Origin of the sequence: Parvibaculum sp., from assembly GCF_002684405.1 — a bacterium.
In the GTDB taxonomy this organism is placed as follows: Bacteria; Pseudomonadota; Alphaproteobacteria; order Parvibaculales; family Parvibaculaceae; genus Parvibaculum.
In genome coordinates this window covers 1-20394 of record NZ_NYVD01000119.1, presented here as the reverse complement: position 1 = coordinate 20394, position 20394 = coordinate 1, and the positions used below count along the sequence as shown (strand labels likewise).

Here is a 20394-nt window from a genome sequence, read left to right as displayed (position 1 = left end):
GAATGAACAAGCAGGGCCGTCCGACAAGTTTCGCGGAAAGCGGCGCCGGTGCGGAACGCACGACCTTCACGGGGAACAAGGGGCTCGAACTCGAAGAGCCGCTGATCTTCGAACGCGACACGCCCGGTGCATGCGGCGTCGATTTCGACGAGCCGGAAGGCTACCAGCCGAAGCTCGGCAAGTTGGAGCGCAAGGACCGCATCGGCCTGCCGGGTCTGTCGGAGCCGGAAGTGGTGCGCCATTTCGTGCGGCTGTCGTCGAAGAATTATTCCATCGATGCCGGGCTCTATCCGCTGGGCTCCTGCACGATGAAGCACAATCCGCGCATCAACGAAAAGATGGCGCGGCTGCCGGGCTTCGGCGATGTGCATCCGCTGCAGCCGGAACAGACGGTGCAGGGCGCGATGGAACTCATCGATACGCTCGCGCATTGGCTGAAGACGCTGACGGGCCTTCCTGCCGTCGCCATGTCGCCCAAGGCGGGCGCGCATGGCGAGCTGTGCGGCATGATGGCCATTCGTGCCGCCATCGAGGCGAAGGGCGAGGGCGAACAGCGCCGCCGCGTGCTGGTGCCGGAATCGGCGCATGGCACGAACCCGGCCACCGCCGCGCTGCTCGGCTACAAGGTCGACACGATCAATGGCGACGGCAATGGTCGCGTCGATCTCGAAGCGCTGCGCGAAAAGCTCGGGCCGGATGTTGCCGCGATCATGCTGACCAACCCGAACACATGCGGGTTGTTCGAGCGCGACATCATCGAGATCGCCAAGGCCGTGCATGAGGCGGGTGCCTATTTCTATTGCGACGGCGCGAACTTCAACGCGATCGTGGGCCGCGTGCGCCCCGGCGATCTCGGCGTCGATGCGATGCATATCAACCTGCACAAGACCTTCTCCACGCCGCATGGCGGCGGCGGACCGGGCGCAGGCCCCGTGGTCTTCTCCGAGGCGCTCGCCCCCTTCGTGCCGCTGCCTTACGTGGTGCAGAAGGACGGCGTTTACGACCTCATCGAAACCGAAGACGAGGCGAAAGCCGACGGCACCACGCCGTTCGGCCGCATGACGGCCTTCCACGGCCAGATGGGCATGTTCGTCCGCGCGCTCGCCTATATGATGAGCCATGGCTCAGACGGGCTTCGTCAGGTGGCGGAAGATTCCGTGCTCAACGCCAATTACGTGCTGGCCTCGCTCAAGGATGTGATGAGCGCATCCTATGAGGGCCCGTGCATGCATGAGGCGCTGTTCGACGACCGCTTCCTGAAGGGCACGGGCGTCGAAACGCTCGACTTCGCCAAGGCGATGATCGACGAGGGCTACCATCCCATGACCATGTATTTCCCGCTGGTCGTGCATGGCGCGCTCCTGATCGAGCCGACGGAAACGGAGTCGAAGCAGGGCATCGACCTCTTCATCGCCACGCTGCGCGATCTGGTGGCGGCGACCGGCTCGAACGACAAGGAGCGCTTCACCGGCGCCCCGCATTTCGCCCCGCGCGGCCGGTTGGACGAAACGGCGGCGGCGAGAAAGCCCATCCTGCGCTGGCAGCCCGAAATGCCGGCGCAAGCCGCCGACTGAGGCGACGGCGGAAAAAGCCGCCGGATAAAACGGCACTCGACATGAAAACCGCCGGCTCTGTGCCGGCGGTTTTTGTTTAGACTGAAGTCCGCAAGAAACGAAAAACCGGGGGGACGGTATGAAGACGGGATGGAAGATCGCCATAGGCGCAGGCGTCGCGGTTGTGGCGGCAGCTGCGGCGGTCGGCGTGTGGAAATGGCCGGACATCCAGCGGGCGCGCTTCGTCGCCAGCATGTTCTCAGGTCAGGAGCAGGTCCAGCGCTTCCGGAATATGGATGCCTATTTCCCGGTCCGGGTGTTCCATCGTCAGGGGCCCGTCTCCGATCTTCCCAAGGGCGATGAGATCGACCTGCCCGTGACCTATGCCTATGACGGCGAGAGCCGCGATACGCAGGGTTTCCTCGACGACACCGACACGACCGGCCTTCTGGTCGTGAAGAATGGCCGGGTAACTTATGAAAACTACTGGCGTGGCAACACGCGGGACACGCGCTGGATTTCATGGTCCGTCGGCAAATCCTTCATTTCCGCGCTGATCGGCATTGCCATCGAGGAGGGCAAGATCGCGAGCGTGAACGACCAGCTCGTCACATATGCGCCGGAGCTGAAAGGCACGAGCTATGACGGGGTGACGATCCGCAATGCGCTGGAAATGTCGTCGGGCGTCGCCTGGAACGAGGATTACAGCGATCCGGACTCCGACATTTCGCGATTCGGCCGGGCGCTCGCCTTTGGCAGTTCCATGGTGAATTTCGCCAAGACGCTGGGCCGCGCGACCGAGCCGGGCAAGGTGAACCTCTATAACAGCCTCGATGCGCAGATGCTGGGCCTTGTGCTGCTGCGCGCGACAGGCGAAGGCCCGAGCGAATATCTGGAAGAAAAGATCTGGTCGAAGATCGGCGCCGAGCATGACGGCTATTGGGTGCTGGACGATACCGGCATGGAGCTCGCCGCCGGCGGGGTGAACGTTACCCTGCGCGACTATGCCCGTTTCGGTCTTCTCTATCTGAACGGCGGCAAATGGAACGGCGAGCAGATCGTGCCGGCGGACTGGGTGACGGCATCGCATACGCCGGATGCGCCGCAGCTCATGCCCGGCAAGCAGGATATTTCCGACACGGTGTGGGGCTATGGCTATCTGTGGTGGCTGCCGCGCAAGGCGGAGGGTCCTTATGCGGCGGTCGGCATTTACAACCAGTTCATCTATGTCGATCCGGCGCATGATCTCGTCATCGTCAAGACATCGGCCAATAGCGAGTATGGCCAGACCAATGACGAGACGAGCTTCCGCGAGGACGAGACCATCGCGCTGTTCGAGGCGATCACACGGAAGCTGTCGGAGAGGGAGTGATGGACGAGGCGCGTTTCACCGAACTGGCGCTGACCAATGCGGCGAACCGCGCGATCCTCGCCGCGCTGCCCGAATTGGGGCTTGCCGATAGCTGGCTCGTGTCGGGGAGCCTCTTCCAGACCGTGTGGAACGCGCTGACGGGCCGTGTGCCGGGCTATGGCATCAAGGATTACGACATCTTCTATTTCGATCCCGATACGTCATGGGAGGCGGAGGACCGTGCGATCAGGCGCGGGCAGGAGATGTTCGCCGATCTCGGCGCGGAGGTCGAAATCCGCAATCAGGCGCGCGTGCATCTCTGGTATGAGGAGAAATTCGGCAGGCCCTATCCGCCGCTTGCCCGGTCGACGGAGGGTATCGACCGCTTCCTCGCGCCGGCCTGCATGGTGGGGATTTCCGCAAGCGGCGAGATCTACGCGCCAAAGGGATTCGGCGACGTTGAAGATATGGTGATCCGTCCCAACCCGGTTGCGAATTTCGATGCGGACGAACTGGCGCGCAAGGCGGCGAGGTGGAAAGAGAAGTGGCCGGAAGTGCGGTTGGTGGAGGGATGACACCTGGTATGGTGTCAGGCGGAGAGAAGCCGCTCCTGAAAGAACGAGATCACGCGCCTGGCCGCTTCCTTTGTCGGTTCGCCGTCGCGGTCGATGAGGTCGTTCGTCACCACGCTGTGCGGCTGGGGCGCGATGGAGTCCGGATTGGCGGTGCTGTCGTCGAGTTCGATGCCCTCGAACGCATCGCCGAGTTCGCGGCGCAGCGTCTCGAACTTCTGCGGCGGGCTCAGCCGGTCGCCCTTGAAGCGCAGGCCCAGGATTTTGTCGCCCCGTCCGCCTTCCTCGATGGGCGCGCAGCGATCCTTCACGCATTGCCATTCCTGCGGCGAGACATGCAGCGCCGCCTTTCGTGCCGCGCCGAGCGGGAAGGGCATGGAGGGTTGCGACAGCACCGGTGCCATCAGCGAGGGTTCCATCATCATGGAAAGGGCGAAATTGCCGGAAAAACACATGCCGATCGCGCCGACACCCTTGCCGCCGGCTTCCTCATGCGCGTGGCGGGCAAGCGCGCGCAGCCAGTCGGTGACCGGGCTCGAACTGTGCGAGGCGAGAATATGAAACTCCCGGCTGATGCAGAGCTTGGCCATGGAGCGGAGCACATAGCTGCGCGAAACGGGTCGGCCCGCCTCGCCCAGAAGCTCCGGCATATAGACGCGAAATCCCGCATCGACGACCCAATCGGCGAAGCGGACGACTTCCGGCGTGATGCCGGGAATTTCATGCATGACGATGACGGCGGGGCCCATCCCCCGCGCATAGACGGGTTTGGTTACGCCCTCATGGGTGAACTCGGTCTTCTGATAGTCGGACAGCATGTGCCCCTCTCCCCGATGTGAAGTCCTATCCTGCCCCGTCGCGTCGGGGGATGGAAGGCATGAGGGGAGGGGTGGGAGGGCACCAAAGAGAAACCCCGCCGCTCGTTTCCGAGGGCGGGGTTTCCGATGTCTGTATGTCGGTGCCGTCAGTGCAGCTTGGTCGTGAGATCCGCGATCGACTTTTCGATGATCTCGGCATCCTTGGAGGTGTCGACCTTTTCCGCGATCAGCCGGCGGGCGGCCTCGATGGCGACATCGGCGGCCACGGCGCGAACTTCGTTCATCGCCTGAACCTCGGCCTGCGCGATCTTCTGCTCCGCCATCTGGGTGCGGCGCTCGACCTGCGCGTTGAGGTTTTCGCGGGTTTCCTTCGCCATGGCTTCGGCTTCCACCTTGGCCTGGGCAACGATGTCTTCGGCTTCCTTCATCGCTTCGCGCTGCTTGCGCTGATAGGAGGCCAGCACCTGCTGGGCTTCCTCGCGAAGGCGGCGCGCCTCGTCGAGTTCCTTGGCGATGCCGGCGCCGCGCTCGTCGAGCGACTTGGTCAGCATGGCCGGCACACGCATATAGATGATGATGCCGATGAAAACGATCAGACCGAGGAGAACCCAGAATTCACCTTGCATGAGCATGGACGTTCTCCCTATTTGATTTCCGCGTCGACGGCGCGCTCGAGAGCGGCCGCGTCGGCATTTTCGCCAAGAACCTGCGTCACCACGCTGCCGGCGACATCGGCGGCGATCTCGCGGACATTGGCCATGGCCGCTTCCTTGGTCGATTTGATGCGCGATTCGGCGTCGGCGATCTTCACGGCGAGTTCGCCTTCGACTTCCTGACGCTGGCGGTCCGTTTCGGCCTGAAGCTCGTCACGCGTCGCCTGGGCGATCTTGTGGGCTTCGTCGCGGGCCTCGCCGAGCGCCTTTTCGTAAGCGGCGATCGCTTCCTCGGTCTGCGAGCGGAACTGTTCCGCCTGATCGAGGTCGTCGGCGATACGGTCGTGACGCTCTTCCAGAACGGTCGCGATCTTGGGCAGGGCGACGCGCGACATCAGCAGATAGAGGATGCCGAAGCTGATCGCCAGCCAGATGAGCTGCGACGAAAACGAGTCCGGATTGAATGGCGGGAAGCCGGTCTCGTGAGCGCCGCCATGAGCCGCTTCCTGACCTTCCATCGTGTGGGCGGTCGGGTTGGCATGTTCATTTTGGGCGACGATCTGATGCGCCGTCTCAGTGGCCATTTGTATCTCCTAACCGGGCAGTGGCCGCCTCCGGACGAATCCGGAAAGGCGGCCAGCCAGTCGTTAAATCCCCGAGAAAAAGATCTGAGGGATTACGCGAACAGCAGGATCAGCGCGACGAGCAGCGAGAAGATGCCCAGCGCTTCCGTCACGGCGAAGCCGAAGATCAGGTTACCGAACTGGCCCTGAGCCGCCGACGGGTTGCGCAGCGCGCCCGCCAGGTAGTTGCCGAAAATCGCGCCGAGGCCAATGCCCGCGCCGCCCATGCCGAGGCACGCGATACCGGCGCCGATGTACTTTGCTGCTTCTGCTTCCATAACCTTCTGCTCCTTCGGGGTTAACTGGAACTCTGACGGGCCGGAGTGACCCGACAAATTTCTTGTTTTTCAAACGCGCGGCCCCTTATGGGGCCGCAATGATTTAACAGGCGAAGCGCGCGGGATCAGTGACCCGGATGCAGCGCATCGCCCAGATACATGCAGGTAAGAACCGCGAACACATAGGCTTGCAGCGCCGCGACCAGCAATTCGAGCGCCGTGAGCGCCACGATCATGCCGAAGGGCAGCACGGCGCCGGCCCAGCCGACCGCGCCCGCGCCCAGAAAGGAAATCACGAAGCCCGCGAACACCTTCAGCGTGATGTGACCGGCCAGCATGTTCGCGAAAAGACGAACGGAGTGGCTGATCGGACGCGAGATGTAGGAAATGATCTCGATCGGCGTCACCAGGATCAGCATGTAGACCGGCACGCCCGACGGCACGAAGAGGCCGAAGAATTTCGGCCCGTGCAGGATGAGACCCGTCACCGTGACGCCCAGGAAGACCATGATCGCCAGCGCGAAGGTGACGATGATGTGGCTCGTCACCGTGAAGGCGTAGGGGAACAGGCCGATGATGTTCGCGGTGAACACGAACATGAAGAGCGTGAAGACGAACGGGAAGAAACGCTGCGCATCATGGCCCGCATTGTCGCGCACCATGTTGGCGATGAATTCGTAGAAGATCTCGACCGAGGATTGCAGCCGGCCGGGCACCATGGAGCGCCGGCTCATGCCGATCACGGTAAAGGCGGTAACGAAGCCCAGAACGACGATCATCCAGAGGCTGGAATTGGTGAAGGAGGCATCGATGCCGCCGATCTCCAGCGGGAAAATCTTGTTCACCACGAACTGGTGAAGAGGATCGACGGGGAAACCAGACCCGGATTCAGCTGCCACGGCGCAAAGCCCCTGTTTTATTTACGTCGGGCTATTGCCCGTCCTTGTCCTTGCCATCTTCGTCGGACATCCTGCTGACCGTACGAAGCAGATTTCTGACGCCGGCAACGGTGCCGAGCCCCAGAAAGACGATGAGGCCGAACGGAGAAGTACCGAACATCCAATCGAGCCCCCAACCGATAAACGCTCCGACAAGAACGCCCGCCACGAGGTCGGACGACATGCGGAATGCGAGGCTCATATCGGACGACCGGCGCGCGCCTGCGTCATCGTCTGGCTGTTTTCGGGGGTCCTTCGTCGATTTCCGCGCGGACCGGATACGCTTGTCCAGATCGGACAAGGCCTTCTCATCGACAGCGTAGGGGTCGCGCTTATCGTTCGCCAAAACCCGTTCTCCGCCTTCTGAAAAGGCCTCCGGGACCGCAAAATTCCGCAGTTCCCCCGCCTCAAGCCGCGCGCACCCTACTTGCGGGGGCATGGACTGTCAAGAACAGGGTTATCAGTCCCAAGTACCTGATTTGAAAAGAAAAATTGTGCATCTTCGCAGGCGCGGCATCGGCCTTCGCAGGTTTCTGAAAAAACGTCGTGTCCGAGTCTGCGAAAGGCTCTCCGGGGTCCACGAAAAAGCCCCGCCGAAGTGGGGCCTTAACGTAGCGTAATGTTTGCTTTCGGCCTTACGAGGCTTCGCGGAGCTGCTCGGCGGTGTCGAGATCGACCGAAACCAGCGTCGAAACGCCGCGTTCCTGCATGGTCACGCCATAAAGCCGGTTCATCCGGGCCATGGTGAGCGCGTGATGGGTGATGATGAGGAAGCGCGTATCGGTGGTGCGCGTCATTTCTTCCATCAGCTCGCAGAAACGCTCGACATTGGCGTCGTCCAGCGGCGCGTCCACCTCGTCCAGCACGCAGATCGGCGAGGGATTGGTGAGGAACACCGCGAAAATGAGCGACATGGCGGTCAGCGCCTGCTCGCCACCAGACAGGAGCGACATGACCTGAAGCCGTTTGCCGGGCGGGCGGGCCATGATTTCCAGGCCCGCTTCCAGCGGATCGTCCGATTCGGTGAGCTTCAGATGCGCTTCGCCACCGCCAAAGAGGTGGGTGAAGAGGCGGCCGAAATTCTCGTTCACCTTTTCGAAGGCTTCCAGCATGCGCTGGCGGCCTTCCTTGTTGAGGCTGCCGATGCCCTGACGCAGCTTGGCGATGGCGCTGACGAGGTCTTCGCGTTCCGACGTCATCGCTTCGAGCTGTTCGGTCAGCTCGCGGGCTTCTTCCTCGGCGCGCAGGTTCACGCCGCCAAGGCTTTCACGCTCGCGCTTGTATTTTTCGAGGCGCGCTTCGATCTGGTCGGCATCGGGCAGCTCCGCGCCTTCGGCGAGATTGGCCTGGGCGAGGGCTTCTTCCGGGGCGCATTCCAGCACTTCGCGGATGCGCGCTTCCGATTCGGCCAGACGCTCGCGGGCGCCGGTGACGAGACCGTCGATCCGGGCGCGCTCTTCGCGCGTTTCGCCAAGCTGGCTTTGCGTCATCTTGGCGTGCTTGGCGGTTTCGGCAAGCTGGGCCTCGGCGGTGGCAAGCAGGTCGGCGGCTTCGCTACGCGCCTTTTCAGCCTCGGAAATATATTCCAGCAGCGAACGGCGCTTTTCCTCGATCTGGGCAGGCACGCCTTCCAGCGTCTGAAGCTCTTCACGGGCTTCGGTCTGGCGGGCTTCCAGCGTCTCGATCTGTTTGGTCGCATTGTCGGCGCGAAGCTTCCATGCCGCGCTTTCCTGCCCGATCGCCCCAAGGCGCCGGGTGCGGGCTTCCGCCTCGCGGCGAAGGCCCTCGGCCTGGGCCCGCGCTTCGGAAAGTTCCAGCCGCAGCGAGGCGACGAGATCGCGAAGCTCGCCCGCGCGCGTGCGCAGTTCCTCGTCGGGGCGCAGGCCGTCCAGCGCGCCTTGCGATTCCTCAAGCGATTTGCGGGCCTCTTCCAGATCGCCGGTGATGCGCTCATGCGCTTCGGCAAGCGCTTCGAGGCGCGAGATCTGCTGTGAGGCGGCCCGCTCGGCCGCCGTCAGACGGTCGCGAAGCTGGTTATGGGCCTGGGACGCCTCGCGCATGGCACGGCGGCATTCCTGTTCGTTCTGCGCGGCCTGTTCCGCGGCAAGGCGCGCGGCCTCGAACGCGGCGCGCGCATCGGCAGCCTTGCGGCGCGCCTCGATCAGTTCCTCTTCGAGATCGGCGAGGCGATTGCGCTGCTCCAGACGCTTGGCGGATGCGGTGGGCGCATCGGCGGCGGCGGTGTAGCCGTCCCAGCGCCACAGCGCGCCGTCCTGCGTGACCAGACGCTGGCCGGGCTTCAGCGTGGCATGAAGACGCTTGCCGTCTTCTTCCGACACCACAATGCCGATCTGCGACAGACGGCGGGCAAGGGCGGGTGGCGCCTGCACGAAATAGGAAAGCGGCGTCGCGCCTTCGGGAAGCGCCGGCGGCGTTTCGAAAGGCGGCAGCGTGCCCCAATGGACCGGCGCGGCATCGTCGGCGGGGACGGCGAGGTCGTCGCCCAGCGCCGCGCCGAGCGCCGTTTCATAGCCATGTTCCACCGTCACCGCGTCGATCAGCGGCGGGAAGAGATCGCTTTCGCCGACGGCGAGCAATTCGGTCAGTGTCTTCGCCTCGGCGGAAAGATCGCCGACCACACGCTCGGCGGCCTGCATCGGCTCGCGCGACTGCGCTTCGGCGGTCTGCGCATTCTTGCGGGCGTCTTCCGCTTCCTGCGCCTGACGTTCCGACGCCGTCACTTTCTCAGCCGCCTCTTCAAGCTCGGCGGTCTGCGCGGCGATGGCGGCTTTCTTTTCTTCCGCATCCGACAGGGTGTCGCGCTCGCGGGAGATGTCGGCAAGCTGGCGTTCCAGCTTTTCGATGCGCTGGCGCGTGCTCTCGATCGACTTCACCAGGCTGTTGCGTTCGGCGGAGAGCTTCGCGATCTCCTGATTGAGCTGGTCGAGTTCGCTTTCGTGCTTGTTGAGCTTTTCCTGCGTCTCGGTAACGCGGGTCTCGGCTTCCGCCTTGGCCTGATCCTGTCCTTCCTCGGACGCTTTCAGTTCGGCGGTTTCGGCGTCGAGTTTTTCGATCGCGGCATTGGTGTCTTCGATCAGGCCCCGCTCGCGGGCAAGGTCCTGGTCGGTCTGTTCGATCCGGGCGGAAAGGCGGGTTGCCTGTTCCCTGGCGCGGGTTTCCTCCGCATCGAGATTATCGCGCTCGACATTGAGGCGATGCAGCCGCGCGGCGGCTTCCGCTTCCTTTTCGCGAAGCTGGGGCAGGCCTTGCGAGGCTTCGCCTTCCAGACGCGCGGCGGCGGCGGCCTCGCGGGTAAGGTCGGCGACGCGCACATCGGTTTCGGCAAGACGCTGCTCTTCGGCGGCCAGCGTTTCGCGCGCATGGCTCCAGCGCAGGTGAAGCAGCATGGCTTCCGTTTCGCGGACCTGACCGGAGAGATTGCGATAGCGCACGGCCTGACGGGCCTGACGCTTCAGGCTCGCAAGCTGCGATTCCTGCTGTGCGACGACATCGTCGAGACGGGTGAGGTTGGTTTCGGCCGCCTTCAGGCGAAGCTCCGCCTCATGACGGCGCGTATAAAGGCCGGTAATGCCGGCGGCCTCTTCGAGGATGCGGCGGCGATTGATCGGCTTGGACGAAATGAGCTGAGCGATCTGGCCTTGCCGGACGAGGGCGGGCGAATGCGCGCCGGTGGAGGCGTCGGCGAAGAAGAGCTGCACGTCGCGCGCGCGCACTTCACGCCCGTTGATGCGATAGGTGGAGCCTGCATCGCGCTCGATCCTGCGCGAGATTTCCACCACCTCGCAGTCATTATAGGCGGCGGGCGCGGTGCGATCGACATTGTCGATATAGAGCACGACTTCGGCATGGTTACGCGCAGGCCGGGCGGAGGTGCCTGCGAAGATCACATCTTCCATGCCCGACCCGCGCATGTTCTTGAACGAGTTCTCGCCCATCACCCAGCGCAGCGCTTCCAACAGGTTGGATTTGCCGCAGCCATTGGGGCCGACTACGCCGGTGAGCCCGGCCTCGATGATGAGGTCGGTCGGATCGACAAAGGATTTGAAGCCGGAAAGGCGTAGCCGGTTGAACTTCACGTGCGTTGCTCGCTCGTCTCTCTAGCGTTGAAACAAGGGGAGAGGCGCAAGCTTTCGCGCTCTCCCCGCTGAATTATTCTTCCCCGGGCGCTTTTTCCTCGGGCGTGGTCTCGCCTTCGGGCTCGGACTGGGTGATGTCCTCGCCCTTCAGCGCCTTTTCGATCAGCGGCTGGAACTGGCTCCAGGTCATGAAACCCTGAGCCATCTGGCCGTTAATGAAGAAGGTGGGCGTCGAGCGGACTTCGAACTTCTCCGCCGCGCGCTTGGCGACCTTGGAGATATGGTCGAAAACCTTGCCGTTCTTCATGCATTGCTGGAACTGCTCGTTGGAGAACCCGCCCTGCCGGGCGATCTTCTCCAGCGCGGCCATCGGATCCTTTGCGAGGACCCATTGGCGCTGCTGCTCGAACAGCACGTCGATAAAGCCGAAATACCGCTCCGGACCCGCGCAGAAGGCCAGCATGAAAGCCGCCGTCGCCGCGCTGTCGAAGGGGAAGGGCCGCGAAATGAAATAGACCTTGCCGGTGTCGATATAGGTCTTTTTCAGCTCGGGAAACGTCTGGCTGTTGAAGTCGGCGCAATGGGGGCAGGTCATCGAGGAATATTCGATGACGACCACCGGCGCGTCCTTCTTGCCCATCGTCATGTCGCCGAGCGGGCCGGGAACCAGAAGCTCCTTCTCCAGCGCGCTGTCGGCCGTCATGACGTCGGCCGACGCCAGCTCGGCCTCCGCGGACGCCCCGAACTGGGTGTAGGCGAGATAGCCAAGGCCCAAGACCACCACGATGGCGGCAAGGATGATGATAACTCGATTTTGATTCACGACTGCTAGTCCCCACTAGATGTTGCGTATTATGGCGGCCTTGAGGGGCCCCCTCAACGAATCCTTTCTGTTGCCATCAGACGAGAATCGGGACTCGCATTCAGCCCTTATTGGCCCCGATGACCCGCTCGCCCAGCCGGGCCAGCGCTCCCCTGAGAGGCGTTTCCTGTATCGATTCAAGCTCTTGGCCAAGCTTCTTTCGTTCGTCCGGCGTCAGCGCCCTGATCTTGCGGCGCTTGCGGACGGGCTTGTGCGGCAGCGGGCCCTGCACAAGTTTCAGCCGGGCGACGGCGTCGTACCCATAATATGCGTTGATGCGGGAGACGATCTGGGGCTCCAGATGCTTGATCTCGACCGCGGCCGGGCCTTCCACGCGCAGCGTCAGCACCGCGCCGGTGGACGGGCCTTTCTGTTTTTCTTCCTTCGAGAAGCGCGGAAAGCTGAGCTTTTCCGGCGCGCAATATTCCGCCAGCGTCTCGCCCACGATTTCCGGCCAGTGGGAGAGGATCTGCACCTGCGCGAAGCCGCGCTTTTTGAAGGTGTCGCGCGCAGCCTCCATCACCCGTCCGCCAATGGGCGCGGGGGAATAGCGCCTGGAGGCGATCCTGTTTCCCAGCAACTCGTTCATGGCGCGCATTCTGACTCGGATTTGCCTTCTACGCACATCACCGTTTCGCAAGGCCAGTCGCCAAGGCGTTTGACGAGAAGGCCCCGCCCGCCACATATGGAGGCATGGCGGGAAAAACGGCGAAAAAGCGTGGGAAACCGGAGAGCGTGAGCGACAGGCTGCTGGCCTGGTACGACGTGCACGCGCGCGACCTGCCCTGGCGTGTGAGGCCCAAAGCCCGCGACAAGGGCGCAAGGGCCGACCCCTATTGCGTCTGGCTTTCCGAGATCATGCTCCAGCAAACCACCGTGGCGACGGTGGGCCCCTATTTCCGCGACTTCGTGAGCCGCTGGCCGGATGTGGAAAGCCTCGCCGCCGCGCCGCGCGACAAGGTGATGGAGGCCTGGGCGGGGCTCGGCTACTACTCCCGCGCGCGCAACCTCCATGCCTGCGCGGTGACGGTGGCTGAAGAGCATGGCGGGCGCTTTCCCGATACCGAAGAGGGGCTGAAGGCGCTGCCGGGCATCGGGCCCTATACGTCCGCCGCCATCGCCGCCATTGCCTTCGACCGCAAGGCGACCGTGGTGGACGGCAATGTGGAGCGCGTGGTGGCGCGGCTCTTTGCGATCGAGACGCCGCTGCCCGACGCCAAGAAGGAAATCCGCCCCGCCGCCGAGACGCTGACGCCGGAGACACGCCCCGGCGACTTCGCGCAGGCCATGATGGATCTCGGCGCGACGATATGTTCGCCCAAATCGCCGTCCTGCAATCGCTGTCCGGTTTCGGACGGGTGTCTTGGGCTGGAAAAGGGCATTGCCGAAACGCTGCCCCGCCGCGCGCCGAAGAAGGCCCGCCCCACGCGGCGAGGGGCCTGCTTCTATTTAAGGAACGGGAAGGGCGAGGTGCTGTTGCGCCGCCGCCCCGACAAGGGGCTGCTGGGCGGCATGATGGAAGTGCCGACGACGGAATGGACGCAGGCGGAACTCGACGAGGATGCGCTGCTTGGCGCCGCGCCGGTGAACGCAAAATGGGCGCGCGTGCCGGGGCTCGTCGAGCACACCTTTACGCATTTCCATTTGCAGCTTGCGATCTTCGTCGCGGAGGCGAGCGCGGCGCAGGCGAAGAAGGCGGATGGTATCTGGGTGCCGGAGGAAGAGCTGGATACGCAGGCCCTGCCGACCGTGATGAAAAAGGCCGCGGCGCATGCCGCGCCGGATGCGGGGCCTTTGTTCAAGGGGAAGTAGTTTCACCAAAGGCTGTCATCCCGGGACTTGTTCCCGGGATCCACTCGCATTGCCATTTGCCAAAACGTGGATTGGGTCCCGGCTTTCGCCGGGATGACACCCTATTTTTGTCATGCATGGACTTGATCCGGGCATCCAGAGCGGCGCGTGCTGCGCATTGTTGCGCTGGATTGCCGGGGCGGGCCCGGCAATGACAAATGAGGATTACCCCTCGCCCATCTCGGCACGCAGCTTCTGGCGCAGCATGTCGATGGGTTTCAGCTTGCCGTCCGTCTTGAAGTGCCAATAGGTCCAGCCATTGCAGGCTTCGAGGCCCTGCACATGGGCGCCGATCTTGTGGATGGAGCCGGTGGCGTCGGCGCAGACGAGCGAGCCGTCGGCGCGCACGCGGGCGGCATGACGGCGCTGCGGATCGTAAAGCTTGGTGCCGGGTTCCAGCAGGCCGCGCTCGACAATGGTGCCGAAGGGAATGCGCGGCGCGGCTTTTTTGGACTGCGTGACCTTGAGGTCTTCCGGCGCGGTGGGCTGCACCTGGCGGATGCGCTCGCGCGCGACCTTGATGTATTTCGCCTCGCGCTCGATGCCGATGAACTTGCGGCCGAGCTTCTTGGCGACCGCGCCCGTGGTGCCGGAACCGAAGAAGGGGTCGAGCACGACATCGCCCGGGTTGGTGGTGGCGAGCAGCACGCGGTGGAGAAGCGCTTCGGGCTTCTGCGTCGCATGGGCCTTGTTGCCGTCCTTGTCCTTCAGCCGTTCGCCGCCATTGCAGATCGGGATCAGCCAGTCGGAGCGCATCTGAAGGTCTTCGTTGAGCGCCTTCATGGCGTCGTAGTTGAAGGTGTATTTCTTCTGGTCGGCATCGCGCACGGCCCAGATCAGCGTCTCATGCGCATTGGTGAAGCGCGTGCCGCGGAAATTCGGCATCGGGTTCGACTTGCGCCAGACGACATCGTTCATGATCCAGTAGCCGAGATCCTGAAGGCTCGCGCCGACGCGGAAGATGTTGTGATAGGAGCCGATGACCCAGATGGCGCCCGTCGGCTTCAGCACGCGGCGCGCCGCGGCGAGCCATTCCCGCGTGAAGCGATCATAGGTCTCGAAGCTCTCGAACTTGTCCCACTCGTCGGTGACGGCATCGACCTTGGACTGGTCGGGACGGGTGAGGTCGCCGCCGAGCTGGAGGTTATAGGGCGGGTCCGCGAAAATCAGATCGACGGAGTTCGCCGGCAGGGCGTTCATTGCCTCGACGCAGTTCCCCTGAATGATCTTCTCGGCGGACTCCACCTTGCCGTTGCTGACCCGTGCCACGTTCGAAACCCCTCTACATGTCGCCCCGTTTGAGCGGGCGATCATGGCGAGGTCGCGAATCGGCGTCAATTATTTTTGTGGAATCAATGGGTTAACGGATTCGGAGACACTAAATCGAGTCTCTCGGGGTGGCCCGGACTCAATATCTTGGGTTCCAAGGGCGGCGACGGGCGCGAAACTTTTTCGGTGATGCGGGCAGGCGCCGGCTTTTTCGAGCGCTTCGAGGTGCTGTTTCGTGCCGTAGCCCATATGCCGCTCGAATCCATAGGCCGGAAAGTCGGCGGCCATTTCGACCATCATCCGGTCCCGCGTGACCTTGGCGATGATGGAGGCCGCGGCGATGGAGAGCGAGCGCGCATCGCCTTTGACGACGGGGGTGGCGGGGCAGGGAAGCTCCGGCGACCGGTTGCCGTCGATCAGGGCGTGGGCGGGCGCGGCGGGCAGGGCCGCCACGGCGCGGCGCATGGCCAGCATGGAGGCGGCGAGGATGTTGATGCGGTCGATCTCCTTGACGCTCGCCATGCCGATGCCGACCTGCGCCTGATCGCGGATGAGGTCGTAAAGCGCCTCGCGCTTCTTCGCGGTGAGCTTTTTGGAGTCGTTGAGGCCGGGCGGAAGATGCGCGGGATCGAGAATGACGGCGGCGGCAACGACGGGCCCGGCCAGCGGACCCCGGCCCGCTTCGTCCACGCCGCAGACAAGCGCGGCGGGCGCGCCTGCTGCTTCCTCGAAGGCGAAGTCGGGCGTGGTGGTGGTTTTCGGTTTGGCGGGGCGCGGCATGGGGCGGAGTTTGTGATTTTCCTCGCCAAATCTCAACTGTCATACCCGGACTTTGATCCGGGCATCCAGAGCGGCATTTGCCGCGCATTGTTGCGCTGGATTGCCGGGTCGAGCCCGGCAATGACAAGCAGGGAGAACTAAAGCAGTTCCAGCTGCTTGCCCCGGCCGGGCACCATGAACTGCGTGCAGTCGAGGTCGGACTTGATCCGGTTGAGGCCGAGCTTGCGGGCGGCGATTTCGAAGCGGCGGGCGATCTGCCAGGCGTAAGGGCCGGTGCCCTTCATGCGGCGGCTCCATTCGGCGTCATATTCCTTGCCGCCGCGCATCTGGCGGATGAGGGACATGACGTGATCGGCGCTGTCCGGCACGTTTTCGGCCAGCCACTCCTTGAAGAGGTCGGCGATTTCGAGCGGCAGGCGCAACAGGACGAAACCGGCCTGCGCGACGCCCGCATGGGCCGCGCCCTGCAATATGCGTTCGATCTCGCTGTCGTTGAGGGCGGGGATGACGGGCGCGACCATCACGCCCGTCGGTACGCCTGCTTCCGACAGGATGGAAAGCGCCTCCATGCGTTTGGACGGGGTCGAGGCGCGCGGCTCCATCTTGCGGGCGAGCCTAGCATCCAGCGTCGTCACCGAGATCGCGACCTTGACGAGATTGCGTTCCGCCATGTCGGACAGGATGTCGAGATCGCGCGTCACCTGCGCGGATTTGGTCACGATGGTGACGGGATGGTTATAGGCCGACAGCACCTCGAGGATCGACCGCGTGATGCGGTAGCGCTGCTCGATCGGCTGATAGGGGTCGGTATTGGTGCCGATGGCGATGGGGCGCACCTCATAGCCGGGCTTTGAAAGCTCGCGCGCCAGAAGCTGCGCCGCATTGGGCTTGGCAAAGAGGCGGCTCTCGAAATCGAGCCCGGCCGACAGCCCCATATAGGCGTGGGTCGGCCGTGCGAAGCAGTAGACGCAGCCATGCTCGCAGCCCCGATAGGGATTGATCGAGCGGTCGAAGGAAATGTCGGGCGACTGGTTGCGCGTAATGATGGTCTTCGGGCTCTCGACCGTCACTTCGGTCTTCAGCGCCGGGATGGCCGAAAGCCCCTCCCAGCCATCGTCTTCCAGCTCATAGCCGCGCGGCTCGAACCGGCCCGAGCGGTTGGTAAGCGCGCCCCGGCCACGGCGGCCATCGGGGGGCAGGTTGGGCTCGCTCACGCCTTGGGGTACGGGGGACGGGGCGTTGGGGAGCCGGGACGGCCGCGCCACCGCCTTGGAGCCAATCGGGGAACTGGCGTGGGGACGGGCGGTGCGGCCGGGACGCGCTATGTGGCGACTCATCGTCATGAGGAAATCCTACCAGAACGATAGAACAGAACAAGAACATTTATCCGGCAGGGGACAGTTTCCTTGCAGTGTGACTGCGCTCCATGGCTAATTGGCCCGCATGTTGAGTGTGATCATTCCGACCCTGAATGCCGAAGACGAACTGCCCCGCGCCATGTTCCCGCTGGTGGGCGCGGTGGTGCGCGGCCGCGTGAAGGAAGTCATCGTGTCCGATGGCGGTTCCACCGACGGCACGCTGGACGTGGTCGAGGCGGCCGGCGCCCATCTGGTAGCGGGCGAGCGGGGGCGGGGCCCCCAGCTTGCGTCCGGCGCGCGCGAGGCGAAAGGCGACTGGCTGCTCTTTCTCCATGCCGACACGGTGCTGGAAACGGGCTGGGACGAAGAAGTGTCGAAATTCCTGGAGCAGGTCGAGGCCGGACGCTTCCGCAGCTCCGAGATCGCCGCCGCTTTCCGTTTCACGCTGGACGATTTTTCCGGCTGGGCGCGCTTTCTGGAAACCATGGTGGCGTTGCGCTGCGCGATCCTGCGCCTGCCCTATGGCGATCAGGGGCTGCTCATCAACCGGCGGCTTTACGAAAAGCTCGGCGGCTATCGCGACATGCCGCTGATGGAGGATGTGGACCTCGTGCGCCGGATCGGGCGGCGGCGTCTGGTGATGCTGCGCTCGCGCGCCGTCACGAGCCCGGACCGCTATATCCGCGACGGCTTTGCCGCGCGCATGCTGCGCAATTTCACCTGCCTCACGCTCTATTATCTGCGCGTGCCGCCCCGGCTGATCGCCCGAATCTATCAGTAAACGGAATATTTCATGGACAGGCAGCTCGTGGTCATGGCCAAGGCACCGCGCCTCGGCCGGGTGAAGACCCGCCTTGCCCGCGAGATCGGCGATGTGGCCGCGCTCGCCTTTTTTCGCCGGACATGCGGCGATCTGCTGAGGCGCGTCGCCCCCGATCCGCGCTGGCAGACCGTCCTGGCTCTGACGCCGGATCGCGCGGTGCATGAGACGGGCGTCTGGCCGGCGGGCGTGCCGCGCATCGCGCAAGGGGCGGGAGATCTGGGCGACCGGATGGGACGGCTCTTTCGCGATCTGCCGCGGGGCCCGGTGGTGATCGTCGGCGGCGATATTCCCGGCATTACGCGCGATCATATCGCCCGCGCCTTTGCGGCGCTGGGCCGGGCCGATACCGTGCTCGGACCGGCGGAGGATGGCGGTTACTGGCTTGTCGGCATGAAACGCTTTCCGCGCGTGACGGAAATCTTCGAGGATGTGCGCTGGTCGAGCGAGCACACGCTGGCCGATACGAAGGCGAATATCGAAAGGGCAGGGCTGACGCTTGCCCTTGCCGACACCTTGAACGATGTGGATACCGGCGCGGATTACCGCCGCTGGAAAGAGACCGAAAGACGGAAGCGCAAATGAGCGATGTCGATCCCTTCAAACTGTTTCTCGACATTCAGTTGAAGCTGCCGCGCAACGGGCCGGGCAGTGCGCGCGCAACGGCGGAGGCGTTCGCGCTGGTGCCGGAGCTGCCGCCCGCGCCTGAAATTCTCGATGTCGGCTGCGGGCAGGGGCCGGAAGCCTTCGATCTGCTGCCCCTGACACAGGGCCGCATCACGGCGGTCGATCTTTTCGAGCCCTTTCTCGACAAGCTGCATGCGCGCGCGGTGGCCGAAGAGGTGCCGGACGAGCGGCTGACGGTGAAGCGCGCCGACATGGAAGAGCTGCCCTTCGGCGACGGGGAATTCGACCTCATCTGGTCGGAGGGCGCGATCTATCTGATGGGCTTCGAGGATGGCTTGCGCGCCTGGCGGCGGCATTTGAAGCCCGCGGGCGCCTGCGTCGTCTCCGAACTCACCTGGCTGACCGATACGCCTTCGCCCGAAGCCTGGGACTATTGGCGCGAAATGTATCCGGGCATGGGAACGGTCGAGACCAATAGCGAGGCCGCGAAACGAGCGGGCTACCGCGTCGTGGCGACAACGGTGCTGCCGAAAGAGGACTGGTTCACGGACTATTACGGTCCGATGAAGGAAGAAATCCGCAAAAGCTGGGGCGAATATGAGGGCGTGGAAGAGGTCAAGGCCGTCTTCAACGAGATGTATCGCGAGATCGATATCGCCGAGCGCTTTATCGGCGAGTTTTCATACGTGTTCTATGTGATGACGCGGGCGGAGTAGTTTTGCCGTCATAGCGTGTCATCCCGGCCCCTGAGCCGGGGACACGCCGGGTTGCTTTTCTGGGACTTGTGTACTTTGCCGCTTAAAAGACCAAGTAGGTAAGAAAACAGATGATAGAAAAAGTAGCCATAATATACCATTTTTATGAGTTAAACGAAACTTACAGGGACAATTTCGTATTTTTTATGAACACAGCTGTAGATGATGCGGCAGATTATTTTGTGTTCATATCAGGGGATTGTTCGGTGCCGCTTACTGACCATGAGAACATAAAATATATTCAAATAAAGAATAAGAATCATGATTTTGGTGGCGTCGTAGAATTCGTAAGACAGTTCAATCATCTCTCCTATGACGCCTATATGTTTGTAAATTCTTCAATGAGGGGCCCTTTTGTGCCCACATATTTTTCCATGCCTTGGTATGACGGTTTTCTTTCGCGCCTGTCTGATACCATTGTGATGGTTGGGGGTTCTATAAATATACTTCCTGTGTCTTCAAGTTTCTCGGTTCGGTTTGGTGATCTATTTGACTATGAACCCCCTTTTATACATGTGCAAACGACTGCTTATGCCTTGTCATCAAAGGCTTTCAAGCACCTTGTAGCGGCGGGGTTTTATGATGTTGAGGATTTTCTAGAAAAAGAAGACGTTATCGCAAGATATGAAATTGGAATTTCGCAGGAAGTGCTCAAACAAGGCTGGTCGATTAGCTCGCTTCTTCCTCAATATGAGGAATTCAATACGGGAAAGCGGAGCCTTGGATATGAAGATACTTTGCGCGAGGGAGACCCGCTTTTCGAGAATGCTTTTTTCGGGCGAAGTATATGCCCGCTGGAAACTATTTTTATCAAGACCAATCGAAACATGATCAAAGAATCGGATTTGAATTCTTTTACGTTCACGTCGCTATCTACAAGAGAGAAAAGCGGAGGTCTCGATCAGGCGGGGCGAGAGCTGCTGAATAGATCGCATCGGATGCTGCTGGAAAGCACCAGGACCGGATGACCGGACCCCGGGGGCCCAAAGCCTGACGACAAGAGGAAATACCGATTGGCCCGCCGGGCTTTCGTCGGGCTTTCGCTACGTGGCGCGGTTCTTCTTCACCCCCGCCCGACATGCTCCTGAAGCCGGGGCATGATTTCCACGAAATTGCAGGGGCGGTAGCGGTAGTCGAGCTGGTATTTCAGGATTTCGTCCCAGCCGTCCTTGCAGGAGATCGGAAGAGC

The 20394-nt window shown here is 62.8% G+C and carries 20 protein-coding genes and 1 pseudogene; 8 read left to right on the top strand and 13 right to left on the bottom strand.

Annotated elements, in window-relative coordinates:
- The first annotated feature begins 2 nt into the window (after positions 1-2).
- The 3 genes from gcvPB (at position 3) to CMI59_RS11270 (ending at position 3479) form a co-directional block, all read left to right on the top strand.
- Entirely contained in the window at positions 3-1574 is a 1572-nt protein-coding gene (gcvPB, locus tag CMI59_RS11280) for an aminomethyl-transferring glycine dehydrogenase subunit GcvPB (protein ID WP_293328367.1), read from the top strand.
- A 118-nt stretch (positions 1575-1692) separates the two neighbouring features.
- Positions 1693-2925, top strand: a complete 1233-nt coding sequence (locus CMI59_RS11275) for a serine hydrolase (protein ID WP_293328353.1) — start codon at positions 1693-1695, stop codon at positions 2923-2925.
- Positions 2925-3479, top strand: coding sequence for a nucleotidyltransferase family protein (locus CMI59_RS11270; RefSeq protein WP_293328352.1), 555 nt, complete (start codon positions 2925-2927; stop codon positions 3477-3479). Before CMI59_RS11275 ends, CMI59_RS11270 begins: the two co-directional genes overlap by 1 nt.
- 14 nt (positions 3480-3493) lie before the next feature.
- On the opposite strand, the gene CMI59_RS11265 is transcribed toward CMI59_RS11270, so the two are convergent.
- The 9 genes from CMI59_RS11265 to CMI59_RS11225 form a co-directional block, all read right to left on the bottom strand.
- Positions 3494-4294 carry a dienelactone hydrolase family protein gene (locus CMI59_RS11265; protein ID WP_293328351.1) on the bottom strand — a complete coding sequence of 267 codons (801 nt, stop codon included), beginning with the start codon at positions 4292-4294 and terminating at the stop codon, positions 3494-3496.
- A 146-nt stretch (positions 4295-4440) separates the two neighbouring features.
- Entirely contained in the window at positions 4441-4926 is a 486-nt protein-coding gene (locus tag CMI59_RS11260) for a F0F1 ATP synthase subunit B (RefSeq protein ID WP_339614088.1), read from the bottom strand.
- 11 nt (positions 4927-4937) lie between these two features.
- On the bottom strand, positions 4938-5531 hold the full coding sequence (locus CMI59_RS11255) for a F0F1 ATP synthase subunit B (protein WP_293328350.1): 594 nt from the start codon (positions 5529-5531) through the stop codon (positions 4938-4940).
- 92 nt (positions 5532-5623) lie between these two features.
- Positions 5624-5848 carry a F0F1 ATP synthase subunit C gene (locus CMI59_RS11250; protein ID WP_167093783.1) on the bottom strand — a complete coding sequence of 75 codons (225 nt, stop codon included), beginning with the start codon at positions 5846-5848 and terminating at the stop codon, positions 5624-5626.
- A gap of 125 nt (positions 5849-5973) precedes the next feature.
- Positions 5974-6747, bottom strand: coding sequence for a F0F1 ATP synthase subunit A (locus tag CMI59_RS11245; RefSeq protein WP_293328349.1), 774 nt, complete (start codon positions 6745-6747; stop codon positions 5974-5976).
- A gap of 31 nt (positions 6748-6778) precedes the next feature.
- Complete coding sequence (locus tag CMI59_RS11240) at positions 6779-7132, bottom strand: AtpZ/AtpI family protein (protein ID WP_293328348.1); 354 nt, start codon at positions 7130-7132, stop codon at positions 6779-6781.
- Positions 7133-7421: 289 nt separating this feature from the next.
- Positions 7422-10883 (bottom strand): AAA family ATPase, encoded by a 3462-nt coding sequence (locus tag CMI59_RS11235; RefSeq protein WP_293328347.1) that lies wholly within the window; start codon positions 10881-10883, stop codon positions 7422-7424.
- Positions 10884-10956: 73 nt separating this feature from the next.
- Positions 10957-11706, bottom strand: coding sequence for a DsbA family protein (locus CMI59_RS11230; protein WP_293328346.1), 750 nt, complete (start codon positions 11704-11706; stop codon positions 10957-10959).
- A gap of 100 nt (positions 11707-11806) precedes the next feature.
- On the bottom strand, positions 11807-12334 hold the full coding sequence (locus CMI59_RS11225; RefSeq protein WP_293328345.1) for a DciA family protein: 528 nt from the start codon (positions 12332-12334) through the stop codon (positions 11807-11809).
- Positions 12335-12438: 104 nt separating this feature from the next.
- Here CMI59_RS11225 and mutY point away from each other — a divergent pair, with 104 nt between their 5' ends.
- On the top strand, positions 12439-13557 hold the full coding sequence (gene mutY / locus CMI59_RS11220) for an A/G-specific adenine glycosylase (protein ID WP_293328344.1): 1119 nt from the start codon (positions 12439-12441) through the stop codon (positions 13555-13557).
- A gap of 204 nt (positions 13558-13761) precedes the next feature.
- Here mutY and CMI59_RS11215 read toward each other — a convergent pair whose 3' ends face one another.
- The 3 genes from CMI59_RS11215 to CMI59_RS11205 all read right to left on the bottom strand — a co-directional run bounded on the left by CMI59_RS11215 (position 13762) and on the right by CMI59_RS11205 (position 16988).
- Complete coding sequence (locus tag CMI59_RS11215) at positions 13762-14865, bottom strand: site-specific DNA-methyltransferase (protein ID WP_293328343.1); 1104 nt, start codon at positions 14863-14865, stop codon at positions 13762-13764.
- A 69-nt stretch (positions 14866-14934) separates the two neighbouring features.
- Positions 14935-15645: a ribonuclease HII gene (locus tag CMI59_RS11210; RefSeq protein ID WP_293328342.1), complete on the bottom strand. Its 711-nt coding sequence runs from the start codon at positions 15643-15645 to the stop codon at positions 14935-14937.
- Between the two features lie 137 nt (positions 15646-15782).
- Positions 15783-16988, bottom strand: a complete 1206-nt coding sequence (locus tag CMI59_RS11205) for a PA0069 family radical SAM protein (RefSeq protein ID WP_293328341.1) — start codon at positions 16986-16988, stop codon at positions 15783-15785.
- A gap of 100 nt (positions 16989-17088) precedes the next feature.
- Here CMI59_RS11205 and CMI59_RS11200 point away from each other — a divergent pair, with 100 nt between their 5' ends.
- From CMI59_RS11200 to CMI59_RS11185, 4 genes are all read left to right on the top strand, one after another.
- A complete protein-coding gene (locus CMI59_RS11200; protein ID WP_293328340.1) occupies positions 17089-17784 on the top strand; it encodes a TIGR04283 family arsenosugar biosynthesis glycosyltransferase in 696 nt (231 codons plus the stop codon).
- Between the two features lie 12 nt (positions 17785-17796).
- On the top strand, positions 17797-18408 hold the full coding sequence (locus tag CMI59_RS11195) for a TIGR04282 family arsenosugar biosynthesis glycosyltransferase (protein WP_293328339.1): 612 nt from the start codon (positions 17797-17799) through the stop codon (positions 18406-18408).
- Positions 18405-19166, top strand: a complete 762-nt coding sequence (locus CMI59_RS11190; protein WP_293328338.1) for a class I SAM-dependent methyltransferase — start codon at positions 18405-18407, stop codon at positions 19164-19166. Before CMI59_RS11195 ends, CMI59_RS11190 begins: the two co-directional genes overlap by 4 nt.
- A gap of 110 nt (positions 19167-19276) precedes the next feature.
- Complete coding sequence (locus CMI59_RS11185; RefSeq protein ID WP_293328337.1) at positions 19277-20173, top strand: hypothetical protein; 897 nt, start codon at positions 19277-19279, stop codon at positions 20171-20173.
- A 95-nt stretch (positions 20174-20268) separates the two neighbouring features.
- Here the strand turns inward: CMI59_RS11185 and CMI59_RS11180 are convergent.
- Positions 20269-20394, bottom strand: a pseudogene (locus CMI59_RS11180) (molybdenum cofactor biosynthesis protein B); the annotation flags it as partial.

Bases quoted from the DNA above. Each gene is read 5' to 3' on its own strand.
- gcvPB (WP_293328367.1), top strand. From the start codon at position 3: ATGAACAAGCAGGGCCGTCCGACAAGTTTCGCGGAAAGCGGCGCCGGT.
- CMI59_RS11275 (WP_293328353.1), top strand. From the start codon at position 1,693: ATGAAGACGGGATGGAAGATCGCCATAGGCGCAGGCGTCGCGGTTGTG.
- CMI59_RS11270 (WP_293328352.1), top strand. From the start codon at position 2,925: ATGGACGAGGCGCGTTTCACCGAACTGGCGCTGACCAATGCGGCGAAC.
- CMI59_RS11265 (WP_293328351.1), bottom strand. From the start codon at position 4,294: ATGCTGTCCGACTATCAGAAGACCGAGTTCACCCATGAGGGCGTAACC.
- CMI59_RS11260 (WP_339614088.1), bottom strand. From the start codon at position 4,926: ATGCTCATGCAAGGTGAATTCTGGGTTCTCCTCGGTCTGATCGTTTTC.
- CMI59_RS11255 (WP_293328350.1), bottom strand. From the start codon at position 5,531: ATGGCCACTGAGACGGCGCATCAGATCGTCGCCCAAAATGAACATGCC.
- CMI59_RS11250 (WP_167093783.1), bottom strand. From the start codon at position 5,848: ATGGAAGCAGAAGCAGCAAAGTACATCGGCGCCGGTATCGCGTGCCTC.
- CMI59_RS11225 (WP_293328345.1), bottom strand. From the start codon at position 12,334: ATGAACGAGTTGCTGGGAAACAGGATCGCCTCCAGGCGCTATTCCCCC.
- mutY (WP_293328344.1), top strand. From the start codon at position 12,439: ATGGCGGGAAAAACGGCGAAAAAGCGTGGGAAACCGGAGAGCGTGAGC.
- CMI59_RS11210 (WP_293328342.1), bottom strand. From the start codon at position 15,645: ATGCCGCGCCCCGCCAAACCGAAAACCACCACCACGCCCGACTTCGCC.
- CMI59_RS11205 (WP_293328341.1), bottom strand. From the start codon at position 16,988: ATGACGATGAGTCGCCACATAGCGCGTCCCGGCCGCACCGCCCGTCCC.
- CMI59_RS11200 (WP_293328340.1), top strand. From the start codon at position 17,089: ATGTTGAGTGTGATCATTCCGACCCTGAATGCCGAAGACGAACTGCCC.
- CMI59_RS11195 (WP_293328339.1), top strand. From the start codon at position 17,797: ATGGACAGGCAGCTCGTGGTCATGGCCAAGGCACCGCGCCTCGGCCGG.
- CMI59_RS11190 (WP_293328338.1), top strand. From the start codon at position 18,405: ATGAGCGATGTCGATCCCTTCAAACTGTTTCTCGACATTCAGTTGAAG.
- CMI59_RS11185 (WP_293328337.1), top strand. From the start codon at position 19,277: ATGATAGAAAAAGTAGCCATAATATACCATTTTTATGAGTTAAACGAA.